16 protein-coding genes are annotated in these 16,816 nt (G+C 67.5%); 9 read left to right on the plus strand and 7 right to left on the minus strand.

Translation table 11 applies throughout. The annotated features are described in order from the left end of the window. The first annotated feature begins 7 nt into the window (after positions 1-7). Complete coding sequence (locus tag NP4_RS08370; RefSeq protein WP_067994428.1) at positions 8-940, plus strand: 4-(cytidine 5'-diphospho)-2-C-methyl-D-erythritol kinase; 933 nt, start codon at positions 8-10, stop codon at positions 938-940. Between the two features lie 397 nt (positions 941-1,337). Here the strand turns inward: NP4_RS08370 and NP4_RS08375 are convergent, their stop codons facing one another. Then, positions 1,338-2,186: an LLM class flavin-dependent oxidoreductase gene (locus NP4_RS08375; protein ID WP_067994432.1), complete on the minus strand. Its 849-nt coding sequence runs from the start codon at positions 2,184-2,186 to the stop codon at positions 1,338-1,340. Between the two features lie 208 nt (positions 2,187-2,394). Here NP4_RS08375 and NP4_RS08380 point away from each other — a divergent pair, with 208 nt between their 5' ends. Continuing rightward, the gene (locus NP4_RS08380; protein WP_067994435.1) at positions 2,395-4,194 is read left to right on the plus strand and encodes an ABC-F family ATP-binding cassette domain-containing protein; all 1,800 of its coding nucleotides are present in this window, start codon (positions 2,395-2,397) and stop codon (positions 4,192-4,194) included. A gap of 6 nt (positions 4,195-4,200) precedes the next feature. Here NP4_RS08380 and NP4_RS08385 read toward each other — a convergent pair whose 3' ends face one another. The 3 genes from NP4_RS08385 to NP4_RS08395 all read right to left on the minus strand — a co-directional run bounded on the left by NP4_RS08385 (position 4,201) and on the right by NP4_RS08395 (position 7,150). After that, positions 4,201-4,911 (minus strand): hypothetical protein, encoded by a 711-nt coding sequence (locus NP4_RS08385; RefSeq protein WP_067994437.1) that lies wholly within the window; start codon positions 4,909-4,911, stop codon positions 4,201-4,203. 104 nt (positions 4,912-5,015) lie between these two features. Next, complete coding sequence (locus NP4_RS08390) at positions 5,016-5,843, minus strand: Abi-alpha family protein (RefSeq protein WP_082875665.1); 828 nt, start codon at positions 5,841-5,843, stop codon at positions 5,016-5,018. Further along, positions 5,831-7,150 (minus strand): DUF445 domain-containing protein, encoded by a 1,320-nt coding sequence (locus tag NP4_RS08395; RefSeq protein WP_062515399.1) that lies wholly within the window; start codon positions 7,148-7,150, stop codon positions 5,831-5,833. Before NP4_RS08395 ends, NP4_RS08390 begins: the two co-directional genes overlap by 13 nt. 280 nt (positions 7,151-7,430) lie before the next feature. Here NP4_RS08395 and NP4_RS42470 point away from each other — a divergent pair, with 280 nt between their 5' ends. Both NP4_RS42470 and NP4_RS08405 read left to right on the plus strand, forming a co-directional pair. Beyond that, complete coding sequence (locus tag NP4_RS42470; protein WP_245997779.1) at positions 7,431-8,312, plus strand: DUF4393 domain-containing protein; 882 nt, start codon at positions 7,431-7,433, stop codon at positions 8,310-8,312. Between the two features lie 89 nt (positions 8,313-8,401). Next, the gene (locus NP4_RS08405) at positions 8,402-8,926 is read left to right on the plus strand and encodes a nuclear transport factor 2 family protein (protein ID WP_067994440.1); all 525 of its coding nucleotides are present in this window, start codon (positions 8,402-8,404) and stop codon (positions 8,924-8,926) included. On the opposite strand, the gene NP4_RS08410 is transcribed toward NP4_RS08405, so the two are convergent. From NP4_RS08410 to NP4_RS08420, 3 genes are read right to left on the minus strand one after another with little or no spacing between them, the layout of a single operon-like run. Continuing rightward, positions 8,923-10,542: a peptide chain release factor 3 gene (locus tag NP4_RS08410; protein ID WP_067994442.1), complete on the minus strand. Its 1,620-nt coding sequence runs from the start codon at positions 10,540-10,542 to the stop codon at positions 8,923-8,925. The genes NP4_RS08405 and NP4_RS08410 overlap by 4 nt on opposite strands. Before the next feature lie 57 nt (positions 10,543-10,599). Beyond that, positions 10,600-11,163, minus strand: a complete 564-nt coding sequence (locus NP4_RS08415) for a TetR/AcrR family transcriptional regulator (RefSeq protein ID WP_067994876.1) — start codon at positions 11,161-11,163, stop codon at positions 10,600-10,602. A 17-nt stretch (positions 11,164-11,180) separates the two neighbouring features. Continuing rightward, the gene (locus tag NP4_RS08420; protein ID WP_067994444.1) at positions 11,181-12,497 is read right to left on the minus strand and encodes a dicarboxylate/amino acid:cation symporter; all 1,317 of its coding nucleotides are present in this window, start codon (positions 12,495-12,497) and stop codon (positions 11,181-11,183) included. Positions 12,498-12,772: 275 nt separating this feature from the next. On the opposite strand from NP4_RS08420, the gene NP4_RS08425 reads away from it, so the two are divergent. The 5 genes from NP4_RS08425 (at position 12,773) to NP4_RS08445 (ending at position 16,815) form a co-directional block, all read left to right on the plus strand. Then, a complete protein-coding gene (locus NP4_RS08425) occupies positions 12,773-13,432 on the plus strand; it encodes a lysophospholipid acyltransferase family protein (protein WP_067994448.1) in 660 nt (219 codons plus the stop codon). Positions 13,433-13,651: 219 nt separating this feature from the next. Next, positions 13,652-14,260, plus strand: a complete 609-nt coding sequence (locus NP4_RS08430; RefSeq protein ID WP_067994451.1) for a 50S ribosomal protein L25/general stress protein Ctc — start codon at positions 13,652-13,654, stop codon at positions 14,258-14,260. 22 nt (positions 14,261-14,282) lie between these two features. Next, a complete protein-coding gene (gene pth / locus NP4_RS08435; protein ID WP_067994454.1) occupies positions 14,283-14,864 on the plus strand; it encodes an aminoacyl-tRNA hydrolase in 582 nt (193 codons plus the stop codon). A 26-nt stretch (positions 14,865-14,890) separates the two neighbouring features. Continuing rightward, positions 14,891-15,982 carry an ADP-ribosylglycohydrolase family protein gene (locus NP4_RS08440; RefSeq protein WP_067994457.1) on the plus strand — a complete coding sequence of 364 codons (1,092 nt, stop codon included), beginning with the start codon at positions 14,891-14,893 and terminating at the stop codon, positions 15,980-15,982. Positions 15,983-16,071: 89 nt separating this feature from the next. After that, positions 16,072-16,815 (plus strand): SDR family NAD(P)-dependent oxidoreductase, encoded by a 744-nt coding sequence (locus NP4_RS08445; RefSeq protein ID WP_067994460.1) that lies wholly within the window; start codon positions 16,072-16,074, stop codon positions 16,813-16,815. The last annotated feature ends 1 nt before the right edge of the window (position 16,816 follow it).

Raw genomic sequence — 16,816 nt, forward strand, 5'->3', positions numbered from 1 at the left:
GGGGCTCGTGCTTTCAGTTGTGCCCAGTCCCGTGGTCGTTCGGGCGCCATCGAAGGTGAACCTGCACCTGGGAGTGGGTGAGGTTCGCGACGACGGCTACCACGAACTGACCACGGTTTTCCAGGCGCTTTCGCTCAGCGACGACCTGGAGATCGCCCCGGCGAGTTCGCTCGCGGTGCGGGTGAGCGGTGAGGGCGCGGCCGACGTGCCGACCGATCGTACGAATCTGGTCTGGCGGGCGGCCGTGCGACTCGCACACGAGGGCGGCCGCGCGCCGCTGGTGGAGATCGCGATCCGCAAGGGAATTCCGGTGGCGGGCGGTATGGCCGGCGGCAGCGCCGATGCCGCCGCCGCACTGATCGGGCTGAACGAACTGTGGGATCTGCGCCTGTCCCGCGACGAGCTGGCGACGATCGGCGCGGAACTGGGCAGCGATGTGCCCTTCGCCCTCTACGGCGGGACCGCGCTCGGCCGGGGCCGCGGCGAGAAGCTGCTTCCGGTGCTGTCCCGGAACAACTTCCACTGGGTGCTGGCCCTGGCCAAGGGCGGCCTGTCCACCCCTGCGGTCTTCGCCGAACTCGACCGGCTCCGCGATCAGGGCAACCCGCCCCGCCTGGGCGAACCCCAGGAACTGTTGCAGGCGTTGGCCTCCGGCGACCCCCATCAGCTGGCCCCCCTTCTCGGCAACGACATGCAAGCCGCGGCCCTGTCCCTCAAACCGGAACTGCGCCGCACCCTACGCGCCGGCGTCGAAGCGGGCGCCCTGGCCGGAATAGTCTCCGGCTCGGGCCCCACCTGCGCGTTCCTCTGCGCCGACGAGTCTGCGGCAGTATCGGTCTCCGCCGAATTGTCCGGTGTGGGCGTCTGCCGCAGCGTCCGCACCGCCACCGGTCCGGTCCCCGGCGCCCGAGTACTGAGCGGCCCGACAACCCGATCCTGACCAACGCCGTCCTCCACAAACGTGCGTCCTGGCCTGTGTTTCGGTGGCCGATCGTGTGGGCCTCTACCTCGGACGACTTCTCCCCGCATTCGGTCGGCGCGGGGCAGGGCCGCTTCGGTATGGCCGCCCGGCGTTTGGTTCGAGCTATGGAGTATGGCTGCCGATCCTGCGGTCGGCGCGGGGCCGTTTGTCGCTGGTGCGGCTGCCCGGCGTTTGGTTCGAGCCGTGGATCCATCGCTGGCGCGGCGGCCGATCTTGCGGTCGGCTGGGGGCCGTTTGTCGCTGGTGCGGCTGCTCAGCGTTATAGCTGCTGATGGCCGTGCATTCGGATGCGGCGGGAGGGAATATCGCACGGCCGCAGGGAATTCCCTGCGGCCCCGCGGGTGATGTGTGGTGGTCAGGGGATGATGTCGGCGATGCGGTCGACCTGGTCGGGGTCGGTGCCGTAGCAGTAGAGCATCAGTTCGTCGGCGCCCAGAGCCTCGAATTGGTTGATGGCGGTGCGTATTTGGTCGGGGGTGGTGAGCATGCCCTCGACCATGTAGTCGGCGCGGCCGCTGAATTCGTAGTAGGCGTACATGGACTTGGTGGCCTGGTCGATCAGGGTGTCGGGGCCCAGGGCGACATTGACCTGGGCGACGATGCGGGGCTGGCCGGGGCGGTCGTGGGACTCCCAGGACTGGCGGGCGGATTCGATGAGGTCGTCGGCCCAGGACGGGGCCGCGGCGCACAGGAAGCCGCCGCCCCAGCGGCCGACGCGCTCGATCGCGGCAGGTTGGAAACCCCCGAACAGCAGTTCGGGGCCCTCGGGGTGGATGGGCGCGGGGCCGATCGGGGGGCAACTGTCGCTGTAGGGCGCACCGGCCCAGAGCTTGCGCATCACCGCGAGCTGTTCGTCGAGGCGACGGCCGCGGGTGCGGATATCGGTGCCGGAGGCCTCGTGATCGTCGGCGCGACCGCCGACGCCGAGGCCGAGGACGAACCGTCCACCGGACATGCGGTCCAGTGTGGCGGCCTGTTTGGCCAGCAGGGCGGGATCGCGCAGCGGTGCGATCAGCACCTCGGTCTGCAGTTTGACCCGTTCGGTGACACCGGCGAGCACGGCCAGCGTCACCAGCGGTTCGGGATTGTCGTAGACGAGCCGGTCGAGCAGGCCGAGCGTCACGAACGGTCCCCCGTCGGCGCGACGGGCCCATTCGGGCAGCAGGGTGGGTTCGGCAATGGGAAGGCCGAGGCCGATTCGCATGGGAAAACTCCATGGGGTTGTGGGTAGGCAAAATCACGCCGCCCACTCCCGACCTCGATCCGATTCGTCGAGGCTGGGCTCCCGCTCTGCGGCAATACTTCTGGAGAGCCCTCTTGGATTGAGCGGAACCTTAGGCCGGGCTGCGCGGTTTGGCAAGTCGGGCCGCCCAGTAGGCTGGCTGGGCACGCATCGACGACACCGAGGACCAATGGCCAATCTGATCAATCTCGAACAAGTCCACAAGAGCTTCGGCATCACGCCGCTGCTGGACGATGTCTCGCTCGGCGTGCAGGAGGGCGAGCGAATCGGGGTCGTTGGTCTCAACGGCGGCGGTAAGACGACGCTGCTGGAGGTGCTGACCGGTATCGAGGCTCCCGACGGCGGTCGGGTGAGCCGGGTCAACGGCCTGCGCATGGCCGTGGTCACCCAGCGCGGGCTCCTGCCGGAGGGCGCGACGGTCGGGGAGGTGGTCCTGGCCGGTCTGGCCGAGGACGCCCGCACCGACGGTGTGGCCGAACACGAATGGGCCGCCAATCCGCGCATCCGCAATGTGCTCGAGGGTATCGGCATCGCCGATCTGGGGATGGACACCGGCGTGGCGAATCTGTCCGGTGGCGAACGCCGCCGGGTCGCGCTGGCGGCGGCGCTGGTGCGTGAACTCGATCTGCTCGTTCTCGACGAGCCCACCAACCACCTCGACGTCGAGGGCGTGCAGTGGCTGGCCGAACATCTGCTGGCCCGTCGCAGCGCGCTGGTCGTGGTCACCCACGATCGCTGGTTCCTCGACACCGTCGCCACCCGCACCTGGGAAGTGGTGGGCGGCAAGGTGGAAAGCTATGAGGGCGGCTACAACGACTGGATCTTCGCCCGCGCCGAACGTTCCCGCCAGGCCGACGCCACCGAGGCGCGCCGACGCAATCTGGCCCGCAAGGAACTGGCCTGGCTGCGCCGCGGCCCGCAGGCCCGCACCTCCAAGCCGCGCTATCGCGTGGAGGCGGCCGAGGCGTTGATCGCCGACGTCCCGGCGCCTCGCGATACCGTCGAACTGGCCTCCTTCGCGCGAAAGCGGCTGGGGCGCGTGGTGATCGAACTCGAGGACGCCACCCTCACCACGCCCGACGGCCGCGAGCTGGTACACGATCTGACCTGGCGGCTGGCCCCCGGGGAGCGCGTCGGCCTGGTCGGTGTCAACGGCTCCGGCAAGACCACGCTGCTGCGTGCCCTGGCCGGTGACGCGGAACCGGTCTCCGGCAAGCGAATCCAGGGCCAGACCATCCGAATCGGCTGGCTGCGCCAGGAACTCGACGATCTGCCCACGAAGATGCGTGTGCTGGAGGCGGTCTCCGATATCGCCGAGCGAATCATGCTGGGCGACAAGGAGATCTCCGCGGGCCAACTGGCCGAGCGGCTCGGTTTCACCCCCGCCAAACAGCGCACCCCCGTCGGCGATCTGTCCGGTGGTGAGCGCCGTCGCCTGCAGCTGACCCGCATCCTGATGGGCGAGCCCAATGTGCTGCTGTTGGACGAGCCCACCAACGACCTCGATATCGACACCCTGCAGCAGCTCGAGGATCTGCTCGACGGCTGGGCGGGCACCCTCGTGGTGATCAGCCACGATCGCTACCTCATCGAGCGCATCTGCGATTCGACCTGGGCGCTGTTCGGCGACGGCAAACTCACCAACCTCCCCGGCGGCATCGAGGAATACCTCCGCCGCCGAGCCGCCCTGTCCGAGGCCACCCGCCGCCCGGCCGCGAGCGCGGCAACCGCGAATCCCGCCGCGCCCGCGACCGATTCGGCCGCCTACCGCGCCGCCCGCAAGGAGCTGTCCAAGCTCGAGCGCGCCCTGGAAAAGCTCACCGACCGCGAGGATCGCCTACACAAGGCCCTCGCCGAGGCCGCCACCGATCCCGACAAACTCGTCAGCCTCGGCGCGGAACTCAAGCACGTCCAGACCGAGAAGGAGACCACCGAACAGCGCTGGCTGGAGCTGGCCGACACCGTCTGACCACGGTTACCCGACCTTCTCGCGATTCTCGAGTATCTGGAGAATGCGAGCGATCCCCGAATGGACGATCCCGAACTCCTCGCGCACCGCGGCAAACCGCTCGTCGATTCGTGCGAATTCCGCGGTATGCCCAGCCAACCGCTCATCTATCCGAGCGAAGGCCGCCGCGTTCTCCCGCTCCATCGCGTCGAACCGCCGATCGACGGCCACGAACCGCTCATCGATCTTCTCGAACCGTTCGTCGATCTTGATGAAGCGTTGGTCGATTTGCTCGAAGCGTTCGTCGATCTTGATGAAGCGTTGGTCGATTTGCTCGAAGCGTTCGTCGATCTTGGCGAAGCGTTGGTCGATCTGTTCGAAGCGTTCGTCGATCTTGGCGAAGCGTTGGTCGATCTGTTCGAAGCGTTTGTCCATCTTGTCGAATCTGCGGTCTGCGATGGCGAATCTTCGGTAAACCTCTTCGAACTGGAGGTCCATGTCGTGGCCGAGGGTGGTCACGGTCTGGTTCGTTCGTTTCAGTTCGCTCTGCATTTCCAGTTGGGTGGTTCGCAGGGCGTTGAGGGCGCTGGTGTGGGCGCGGAGGCAGATTCGCATATCCGCGTGTCCCGCTTCGGCATTGGCGGCGGTTGTCAACGCGGCCACCGAGCTGTCCCGCACCTTGGGCAGCTCCTCCTCGAGGTAGCGCACCCGGGCCTCGAGGTTGTTCGGATCGGTCATCGCAGGTCCCCCTCTGCTCGCTGTCGTTGCCCGGTCGAGACTACCGGCAACCGATCAGCGCACCCGCGTGTCGAAGCGGGGTTATCCACAGGGCGCGGCGTTGTTCACAGGGCTTGATCGAGGGGTGGGACGGGCAGGCAGGTGCGGACGAAATCGACGCCGAAGCCGGTCAGGGCGATGCCGCGGTAGAAGACCTTGGTGCCGAAGCCGGTGCGCTCGAGCAACTTCCGCACCTCGGGCTGGGATTCCAGCAATTGGTAGCGGGTGGGGTTGTCCAGCGGCTCGCGGATCCAGTCGAGCAGGCCGAGGCGGCGCAGATTGGTCAGATACGAATCACCGCGGTCGGGGAAGCGCAGGGCCGCGTCCTCGCCGATCATATTGAGCCCCAGCGCCACTCGCTGTGTGCCGGGCCGCAGCGCGCGACCGGTGCGCACGTCCAGGGCGGGCTGGGCGCCGTCGAGATACAGGTGACGCAGGATGCGGGCCTCATCGGGCGCGAGCTCGCCGAGAATGCGGGCGAACGCCGGATGATTGTCGTCGGTGGCGTGCACGCTGGCCGAGCGGCGCAGCAGTTCGGTCCCGCGTTCGCGCAGTCCCGGAGCGCTCGGCGCGATATGCGGCGCATCGGGCGCGCCCGGGATGCCCAGGGCCCGGCGCACCGAATCCTTCACCTGCTCACCGGCTTCCGACAGCACCTCGCGCGTCGGACGTCCGGCCATACTGCCGCGTACCACGGTCCCGGTGACACCCAGCGCGGTCCCCAGACCCCAGGCCGTCACCTCCGTCACCGCGGAGACCGCCACCCACACCACACCGGTCGCGGTGCGCACGGGGCCGACGGAACGAGTGGCCGGTTCGGCGCCCGGCCTGCGCACGAGTTCGGTGGAATACCCGGGGCTTTCGCCGTCGTCCGGGTCGTTCACCACGGCCATGGGGCTACTCCTGTTCCGAAGATCAGGATATGAGCGTAACCGGCGAGCAGCCCCAGCACACCGCCGTGTACGAACAAAAGCCACTCGTCCTGTTTGATGGCCGAGCGCAGCATGTCCACGAAATCCGGCGGCTTCAGCGCGGCCATCTGCTTGGCGATGTAGACGCCGACCTGTCGGCTCTGCCGGGCATTGAAAGCAGGATCGGCAAAGGCCACCGGTGCGAGATTCTTTGCCTCGTCGGCGAATCGGGTCTGCAGCGTCTCGTAGTCGCGGCTGCCGATCATGAATTTCAGCGCCCCCCGCGCCGGGCCGAGCGCGCGATCGGTGGCCGGGCGCAGGGTGTCCTCGAGCACCTGCATGGTCCGATCCGAGCGCGGACCGTTGAGCAACTCGTCACCGATATTGGCCACGGTCATGATCTGGCTGGCCACCAAATCCGCATAGCCCTCGGTGATTTCGGGCTGTCGTTTGATCAACAGACCCTGCCGCCACGGGCACCACCATTTCGGATAGGCAGGCTCGAAGATCAAATTGATGCCGATCCAGTTGACCACCCAGCCGATGACCACACCGCCGATCGGCAACACCACCAGCGGATGCGGATACAGGTGCAGCAGGAACACCAGCACCACACCCATCGGCGCGCCGAAGTAGAAACCGAAATTCTGCATGAACCGCAGTTCTTTCGCGCCCAGCACCTGGAACACCATGTTCAGCAACTGCGGTCGCGATTGGAAGTAGCGGATCACCATCTGCTTCACATCGAGCAGCTGTTCGATGTTGTTGCCCAGTTCCTCGGTGAGCTCGCGCAGGATCTCCGGCAATTGCTGACGCACCCGCTCGTGCACCATCTCGCGAATCTGGCTGGGCAGGTTGAACCACAGCTGCGGATGTTCGCGGATCGCGATCTCCTCGACGATGTCGCGGATCTGCTCCTGCGCTATCTCGGTGAGATGTTCGGCCAGTGCGTCGGGTTCCAACTCGCGATAGAAATCGGCGACGCTGCCCAATTTGGCCAGACCTTTGTCCACCGCGATCGAGGCCATCTTGTCCGCGCGCGAGGGCACGATGCCCTGCCAACCCATCCGGCCGTCCCACTGCAATAGGGGCAGCACCTGAATTCGCTTGGGCAGATAGGGGAACAGCCATCGCAGCCCCGGAACATGGACGCCGTGGAAGCGGATCGGCTTGAACAACATCAAGACGCCGGTCCAGTTCGTGATGTATCCGATGACACCGGTGAACAGCGGGATCGTGATCAGTTCGAGCCACCAGCTCGGGGCGACATTGAACAAACTCTCCAGCACGACACCCTCCTGCCGACCCCAATACCGGTGACCGCCGCCACACCGGCACCTCAACGTACCCCGTCGGCACGCTGGACCTTACTGTGGATTCTGGAAACCGGTCCAATTCTCGTGAAGGTCGCCCTTCACCGGACCCGGAGGTGGGAGACTTCGGTCACACGCGGGTCCGGAATGTCGCGCTCTCGCTGCTGGGACCGGAAGAATGACCCTCGCCACATCAACGGCGACGGCGGGCAATAACGCGTGGGCAGGCGCGCTTATCTGGGATACGGAGAAGGACGTGGCAGACGACAGGACCGGACAGGATGTGGTCCGACCCGGTTCCCGTGCCGTGGAACGCAGCTCGGATGTGGAGAAGCGGCAGATCAGCAACGAGGCCCGCCTGATTCGCGGTGTGTTCCGCGCGGCCGGACTCGCGGCCGGGACGGCGGTGCGCGGTAGCCAGTGGGCCGTCGGCACCACCTATGAGGTCGGCAAGCAGATCACCCAGGCGGCGCTCGACGGCGATTCCTCGGCCGATATCGCCGAGCGCGCGGGCGCGGCCCTGCAGTCGGTGGCCCGCAATATTCTCGGCGTGACCGAGGGGTCCGTGCGCGAAATCGTCAGTTACGTCCCGACCTCCAACGGCAACAGCCATCAGCAGACCGCGATCACCACGGGCTACGTCCGCTCGGGCACCCTCGACGATCTGCGCCGGCGCGGCGATGCGCTGCTGGCCCGGTCGGCCGATGTGTATTTCACCGAGGATGTGCATCCGGCCTACGACCGCATCCTCGACCAGCTCGCCCCCGACGAGGCCCGCATCCTGCGATTCATGGCGTTGAACGGGCCGCAGCCGGCGGTCGACGTGCGCACCAACCGCCCGCTGGGTATCGGTTCGGAGCTGGTCACGGGCGATCTGACCTCGGTGCCCGAACAGGCCGGGGTGCGCTATCCCGACCGGGCTCGGCTGTATCTGATCAACCTCAACCGCCTCGGGCTGATGATCACCTCCGACGATCCGGTGGTGCTGAGCCGCTACATGGTCCTCGAGGTGCAGCCGGTGGTGGAATCGGCGCTCAAGCAGGCCGGACGGGCCCCGAAGATCGTGCGAAAGAGCCTGCGCCTGACCGAGTTCGGCGAGGACTTCTGCAAGACCTGCTTCACGATCAACGGGTCGTAGGGCCGCGCCGGGAACCTTGGCAAGGCCTCGATCTGATACAGATTTGCCGATCCGCGCGAATCTTCGGCATCGGGTGGGATTGTTGAAGTATGGACTCCGACGCCGTCTCCGCGATCAGCCGGCTGAAGTTCCGGTATCTGCGGGCACTCGACACCAAGTCCTGGGACGATTTCGCCGACACCATGATTCCGGAGGCGACGGCGACCTACAGCGAGTACCTGCAGTTCGAATCGCGTGACGCGTTCCTGGCGTTCATGCGCAACACTCTCGGCCCGCACGTCATCACCGAACACCGCTGCGATCACCCGGAGATCGATATCGATGGCGATGCCGCCTCCGGCACCTGGTACCTGGCCGACACCGTCCTCATCCCCGGCCACAACATGCTGCTGCGCGGGGCCGCGTTCTACACCGATCGATACGTCCGCTGCCAGGACGGTCAATGGCGCATCGCCCATACCGGATACGAGCGGACCTACGAGGTCGTGCTGTCGCTGTCGGACCTACCCAGTCTCCGATTGACCTCCAGCCGTTGGGGTTTGATCGCCCGCGAGCCCGGAATGCAGCCGGACGGTGAGGGCTCTCCGCCGGACTCCGCCGAGACGATGGGTTAGTCGGCCGTCGCCACCAGCGGTTCGAGGGTCAGCTTCGGCATCTCCTTCTGGATGTACTGCAGCCGCCACTTATCGCTGAACAGCGCCAGCAGCGCGCCGTCGGTGCGGGTGAAGACCTCGACCCCGCGCTGACGATCCAATTCCGGCGCGGATTCGGCGTCGGTGCGCCGGGCCAGCTGATACGGCAGGAAGTCCAGCTGCGTCTCGACATTGAATTCCGCCTGCATGCGGGCGGTGACCACCTCGAACTGCATCGGTCCGACCGCGGCCAGCACCGGCGAGGCGTCACCGCGGGTGTCGTTGCGCAGCACCTGCACCACGCCCTCGGAGTCGAGCTGGTCGACGGCCTTGCGGAACTGCTTGTACTTACCGGAGCTGCGGGCGCGCAGGGTCGCGAAATGTTCCGGAGCGAAGGACGGAATGGGTGGGAATTCGACCTTCTTGTCGGTGAACAGCGTATGCCCGGGCGCGAGCGCGGTCGCGTTGACCAGGCCCACCACATCGCCCGGATAGGCCGTGTCGACGGTCGAGCGTTCGCGGCCGAAGACCGTCAGCGCGTATTTGGTCGCGAACGGCCGCCCGGTCTGCGCGTGGGTGACCACCATGCCGCGCTCGAACTCCCCGGACACGATGCGCATGAACGCCAGCCGGTCCCGGTGCGCGGTATCCATTCCGGCCTGCACCTTGAACACCACCGCGCTGAACGGTTCGGACGGCTCGCGCGGCTCGCCCTTGGCGTCGCGGCGCGGTCCCGGCGGGGGAGCAAGGGCCACAAGGGTTTCCAGCAGCTGGCGCACACCGAAGTTGAGCATGGCCGAGCCGTAGATGACCGGCGAGGTCTGCCCGGCCAGGAACAGTTCCTGATCGTGGTCCTGGCCGGTGGCCGAGAGCAGTTCGCTCTCCTCGGCCGCGGTGATCCACGCCTCGCCCTCGCGCTCCTCGGCCTGCTCGGGGGTGTAGGACTCCTCCGGCGCGATGGTCGCACCACCGGCGGTGCGGGTGAAGTGGATGTATTCGACCGCGGCGCCGTCGGTTCCGCGCCGCAGCAGCCCGCGGAAGTCGCCCGCGATGCCGACCGGCAGGAACAGCGGGGTCGGGGTGAGACCGATGCGCTCGCTGATCTCGTCGAGCAGTTCCAGCGGCGCGCGGCCCGGCCGGTCCCACTTGTTGATGACGGTGATGATCGGGATGCCGCGATGGCGGCACACCTGGAAGAGTTTGAGTGTCTGCGGTTCCAGGCCCTTGGCCGCGTCGATGAGCATGACCGCGGCGTCGACGGCGGTGAGCACGCGGTAGGTGTCCTCGGAGAAGTCCGAGTGGCCCGGGGTGTCGACCAGGTTGATCACGCAGTCGCCGTATTCGAACTGCAGCGCGGTCGAACTCACCGAGATGCCGCGCGCCTTCTCCATCTCCATCCAGTCGGAGACGGTCGACTTGCGTCCGGACTTGCCGTGGATCGCACCGGCCTCGGAGATGACCTTGGCATGCAGGGCCAGCGCCTCGGTCAGGGTGGATTTACCGGCGTCGGGATGCGAGATCACCGCGAAGGTGCGTCGCCGCGCGGTCTCCTCAACCAGCCGCCCGGACGTGGTCGCGCTGGTGGTCGGGGAATTCACGGGAACGGCTCCTTTATCGCGGATCGGCAACCGCTCCAGGTTACTGGACTCGCGATATCAGGCGTGTTCCGAGTCGAGGTGTCGGGCCACGGTCGCGCGGACGAGATCGGTCGCATCCGCGTCGGGAGCGATGAGTTCGAGACTGCGATTGGCGACCAGGGCCGCGATGCCGTGCAGATTCGCCCACAGCTCCACCGGTCGCTGGCCCGCCGGTGCGGGGACGCAGGCGGCGACGAGTTCACCCCAGTCATGAAAGATCGGCAGCGTCTGCCGTCGCAGATTCTCCCCCGAACCCTCCAGCAGATCGTGGCGGAACATGAGGGTGAACATCTCGGGCCGTTCGGCCGCGAAACGCACGTAGATCAGGGCCATCCGTTCGATCCGCGCCCGCGGCGAGTCGTCGGCGACGGTCGCGAATTCGCCCCGCAGATCAGCGAATCCGCGCGCCGCCACGGCCGCCAGCAGCGACCGATGTGTGGGGAAGTGTCGTCGCGGCGCGCCGTGTGACACCCCTGCCTCCCGTGCGATGGCCCGCAACCCGAGCTCTCCGACGCCTACCTGTTCCAACAGGTCGACACCGGCGCTCACCAGCCGTTCCCGCAGCGACTCCTGGACTCCCATGCGGGCCATTGTCTCGCCTATGCCATCGCGGACACCGCCTGCGGCTCGCTGTCGCGGGTGGTCAGCGAGGAGTCCGGGCGATCGAAGGTCTCCTGATCGAGAATTCCCTCGCGCTTGGCGACCAGCACCGGCACCACCATCTGCCCGGCCACATTGGTCGCGGTGCGGATCATGTCCAGGATCGGATCGATCGCCAGCAGCAGACCCGCGCCCGCCAGCGGTAGGCCGAGGGTCGACAGGGTCAGGGTGAGCATGACGATCGCACCGGTCAGGCCCGCGGTGGCGGCCGAGCCGACCACCGAGACGAAGGCGATCAGCAGATAGTCGCGGATGCCGAGTTCGGTTCCGGTGATCTGCGCGACGAAGATCGCCGCCAGCGCCGGATACACCGCCGCGCAGCCGTCCATCTTGGTGGTCGCGCCGAACGGGACCGCGAACGAGGCGTATTCGCCCGGTACGCCCAGCCTTTCGATGGTCGTGCGCTGGGTCAGCGGCATGGTGCCGATCGAGGAGCGGGACACGAACGCCAGCTCGATCGCGGGCCAGGCCTTGGCGTAGAAGCGAAGCGGATTCACCCCGGCGACCACGCGCAACAGGACCGGATACACCACCAGCAGCACGATCAGGCAGCCGCCGTAGACCGCGACGGTGAAGGTCGCCAGGGGTCGCAGCAGGTCCCAGCCGTAGGTGGCCACGGCCTTGCCGATCAGTCCGGCCGTGCCGATCGGGGCCAGCCGGATCACCCACCACAGCGCCTTCTGCACCAGCTGCAGCACCGATTCCGACAGGGCCAGAACGGGTTCGGCGGCCTTGCCGAGTTTCAGCGCGGCCACGCCGAAGACCAGTCCGAGGAACACCAGCTGCAGCACATTGCCGCCGGTGAACGCGCCGACCACATTGGTCGGGACGATGCCGGTCAAGAAGTCGGTCCAGCCACCCTTGGTGTCGGGCGCCTTGGCGCCGGTCAGCGAGAGATCTACGCCGCGACCGGGATTGGTGATCAGCCCGAGCGCGATGCCGACCGCCACGGCGATCAGTGAGGTACCCAGGAACCAGGCCAGCGTGCGTCCGGCCAGCCGCGCGGCATTGGTGACATGCCGCAATCCCGCGACGCTCACCAGCACCGCGGTGAACACCAGCGGCGGCACCGCGAGTTTGAGCAACTGGATGAAGATGCCGCCGACCTGCTTCAGGGTGGCGGTGAGCCAGGCGACGTCCCAGGTGCGGGCGATGAATCCGGCGGCGATGCCGACCACGAGGCCGAGCAGGATCTGCACACCGAAGGACCAGCGCGCCGGATTCAGCACGCGGGCAGACGAAATGGAGGAAGACATGACGAACTGCTCCAGAAGAGAGATGGATTCGGGTGGGCCGAGGCGGCCCGGGGCAGGCGTCAGCGACAGAGCTGCGCGGCCAGTCGCCCCAAATCCACATGCAGCCTGGCCACCAGGTGCACACACGTCTCAGAGAAGTTCACAACGTATCGAGCGTAGGCGATTTGTCCGATCCGGGATAGTTCCGGCCGGTAGTACCCCTACGGGCGGAAAGTAGACAGTGTCTACGAAGTTCGGTAGACAGTGTCTACAACCGAACTCCGGAGAGGTCTCCCATGTGGTACTGGCTGCTGAAGTACGTCCTGCTCGGCCCCCTGCTGCGCCTGCTCGGCCGACCGAGAATCGAAGGGCTGCGCCATGTTCCGGCCGACGGTCCGGTGATCATCGCGGCCAATCACCTCGCCGCCATCGACTCGCTCTATCTCGCGCTGGTCCTGCCCCGGCGCATCACCTTCCTCGCCAAGGGCGAGTACTTCACCGAGCGGGGGTGGCGGGGCCGGATCAACCGGTGGGTGATGACCGCGACCGGTCAGGTCCGCGTCGACCGGACCGGTGGCTCCGCGGCGGCGGCCGCACTCGACGCGGCCGCGCGCATTCTCGAGTCGGGCGGTATCTGGGGCATCCATCCCGAAGGCACCCGCTCGCCCGACGGCCGGATCTATCGCGGCCGCACGGGTGTGATTCGAGTGGCCATGCACACCGGCGCTCCCGTGGTACCGGTCGCGCTGTCGGGTACCGATCGGGTGAATCCGCGCGGTCGCCGGCTGCTGCGCTTCGCGAAGGTCCGCATCACCTTCGGCCGTCCCCGTTATTTCCTGCCCGCCGATCACACCGCCGTGCGCGCCGCGACCGATGAGTTGATGTTGGAATTGGCCAGCCGGTCCGGTCGCCGATATGTCGACCACTACGCGGCCACTTTCCGTACTTCCCACTGACCGGGCTGGTGGGCGGGTGGTGATTCGGGGGTCCCGGGCGTGCGTGTTATTCTCTTCGGGTTGTCTCGGCGAGGGTGAGGCACTTATGTGCGCACCGTGATCGACGTGGCCCGGCTTCCGGTCGTCCTCGTTCGGTCTTCGCCCGACGAGCAGACCCCTTGCCAGGGCAGACCCTGGCCCACTGTTGCAGACCGCCCGAAGCCGTAGGAGTTATCTGTCATGTCCGACGTCAGCGTCCTCGAAGCCACCGTCCGTACCGAGTTCGGCAAGGGCGCTGCGCGCCGTACCCGTCGCGACGGCAATGTGCCCGCCGTGCTGTACGGCCACGGTGAGGCTCCCCAGCATCTGTCGGTCGACGCCCACGCGTTCGCCGCGATTCTGCGTGAGCACGGCACCAACGCCGTGCTGAATCTGGACATCGCGGGCAAGAAGCAACTGGCGCTGACCAAGTCGGTCGTCGTGCACCCGATCCGCCGCTACATCGAGCACGCCGACCTGCTGATCGTGCGTCGCGGCGAGAAGGTCACCGCCGATGTGAACGTCGCCCTGGTCGGCGAGGCCGCCTCGGGCACCCTGGTCACCCAGGACACCACCACCCTGTCGATCGAGGCCGAGGCGCTGCACATTCCGGAGCAGATCGAGGTCTCCATCGAGGGCGCCGAGGCCGGCACCCAGATCCTCGCGGGCCAGATCCCGCTGCCCAAGGGCGTCACCCTGGCCGCCGACGCCGAGACGCTGATCGTCAACATCATCGAGTCCCCGTCGGCCGAGGAGCCCGCCGCCGAGGGTGAGGGCGAGGCCGCCGCCGAGGGTGAGAGCGCCGAATAATCCAGCGCCCCAACGCCTTTCGATGACCGCATCGGACGCCGGGCCCGCGCTCGTGGTCGGACTGGGTAATCCGGGACCCGAATACGAGCGCACCCGGCACAATGTCGGTTTCATGGTCGCCGACGTGCTCGCCGAGCGCGTCCGCGGCCGATTCACCGTGCACAAGAAGTCGGGCGCCGATCTGCTCGAGGCCCGGCTCGACGGGCGTAAGGTCCTGCTGGCCAAACCGCGCTCGTATATGAATGTCTCGGGCCGCCCCGTCGCGGCGCTGGCCCGCTTCTTCTCCGTGCCGCCCACCGAGGTGATCGTCGTCCACGACGAATTGGACCTCGATTTCGGCACCATCCGCCTCAAACAGGGCGGCGGCGAGGGCGGCCACAACGGTCTGCGCTCGATCTCGAATGCCTTGAGCACCAAGGACTATCTGCGCGTGCGTTTCGGCATCGGCCGCCCGCCGGGCCGCCAGGACCCCGCCGATTTCGTCCTCAAGCCGTTCTCCGTCCCGGAGCGCAAGGATCTGCCGGTCTTCGTCGAACAGGCCGCGGACGCCGTCGAACTCCTGTTGCGCGTGGGCCTGGAACCGGCGCAGAACCAATTGCACTGACTCCGCGCGCCGCGCAGGATCGGGTTGTGCATGATTACGAGAAATCGTTCGATCGAGTGCGTGGGGTCCTGCTCGGCGGGGCGGTGGGCGACGCGCTCGGCTGGCCCATCGAATTCCTGTCGCTGAACCAGATTCGTGAGCGATTCGGTGCGGCCGGGATGACCGATTTCGCGCCCGGCCGCGATCCGAGCGCACCCCAGCAGATCACCGACGACACCCAGATGACGCTGTTCACCGCCGAGGCCCTGCTGCGCTGTCCACCGGGCGCGGATCCGGTTCCGGTGCTGCTGCGGGCCTATCTACGCTGGCTGACAACACAATCGGAGCACGGGCCGGGTACGCGACCGGACGGGTGGCTGGCGAGTCTGCCGTTCCTGTACGCCGCGCGCTCGCCCGGTAATGCCTGCATCAGCGGTCTGCGCCAACAGCAACGGGAGTTTCGGCCGCCGCATCCGTTCGGTGAATCGGGTCCGGTGAACGCCGGATCCAAGGGCTGCGGCACCGTAATGCGCGCCGCGCCCTTCGGATTGGCCGGACTGGGTCCGCAGGGCGCCTTCGATCTCGCCGCGCGCGGCGCGCAGCTGACCCACGGCCATCCGACCGCCGCCGTGGCCGCCGGTGCGTTCGCGGCGCTGGTGGATCTGGTGGTGAGCGGTGTCGAACTGCCGAATGCGGTGCGCGACATCATCTCCCGGCTCGCGAACCTACCCGCGGGCGCGGAGACGGCCGACGCGCTGAAACTCGCCGTGATCGTCGCCGACTCCGGCGCGGCCTCACCCGAACACGTCGAGCAGGTGGGCGAGGGTTGGGTGGCCGAGGAGTGTCTGGCCATCGCGGTGTACAGCGCGCTGTACGCGCAGCGCACCGGCGATGTATCCGGCGGGCTGCTGCTGTCGGTGAACCATTCCGGCGACTCCGATTCCACCGGCGCGGTCGCGGGCAATCTGATCGGCGCGATCGTCGGACTGGCCGGACTGCCCGGCGAATGGGTCGCCGTGGTGGAGGGTCGCGATGAGTTGATCCGCATGGCAGACGATCTCGTGCTGAATTTCGTCTACCGGGATCGCGCCGATCTCGACACCCGCCATCCGCTCGATACGGCGGTCGGCTCGGCCTGAGTGTGGAAAGCGGAGCGGGCGGGAGCGTGGGCAGGTCCCGCTCGCCCCGCATATCCGGAATACGTGATCGAAGCAGCTACGGTTCAGTCATGACGGATTCGACGGATTTGGCGGGGCGGGTGGCGCTGGTCACCGGTGGTTCGCGCGGACTGGGCCGGGCGATCGCGCTGCGGCTGGGCCGGGCTGGCGCGGCGGTGGCGGTGAACTACCGCGATCGGGCCGAGGCGGCCGAGGAGGTCGTCGAGCTGATCCGCCGCGCGGGCGGCCGCGCGATCGCGGTGGGCGCGAACGTATCCGACGGCGCGCAGGTGCGCGAGCTGGTCGAGCGGGTCGCCGCCGAGCTGGGCTCGATCGGCGTGCTGATCAACAATGCCGGTGTCGGGCAGGTGGCCCAGCTCGACGAGCTGACCGAGGAGATCTTCGACGAGGCGATCGCGGTGAATCTGAAATCCGCGTTCCTGTGCACCCAGGCGGTGCTCGCGCCGATGCGGGCCGCGCGCTGGGGTCGCGTCGTCAACATGTCCTCCGCGGCGGCGCGCGGTCCCGGCGTGGTCGGCCCGCACTACAACGCGTCCAAGGCCGGACTCGAGGGCCTGACCCGCGGCTATGCCTCCCGGCTGGCGCGCGAGGGCATCACCGTCAATGCCGTCGCGCCCGGCCCGATCGATACCGACATGGCCGAACCGCTCAAACTCAGCGGTATCGCGGATCGAATTCCGGTGGGGCGCATGGGAGCCGCCGACGAGGTGGCCGAGGCCGTGCTGGCGGTCGCCACCAACGCGTTCATCACCGGCCAGTGCCTCGCGATCAACGGCGGCACCGTCTACATCTGAA

It is taken from the genome of Nocardia pseudobrasiliensis NBRC 108224 (assembly GCF_001613105.1).
GTDB lineage: Bacteria > Actinomycetota > Actinomycetes > Mycobacteriales > Mycobacteriaceae > Nocardia > Nocardia pseudobrasiliensis.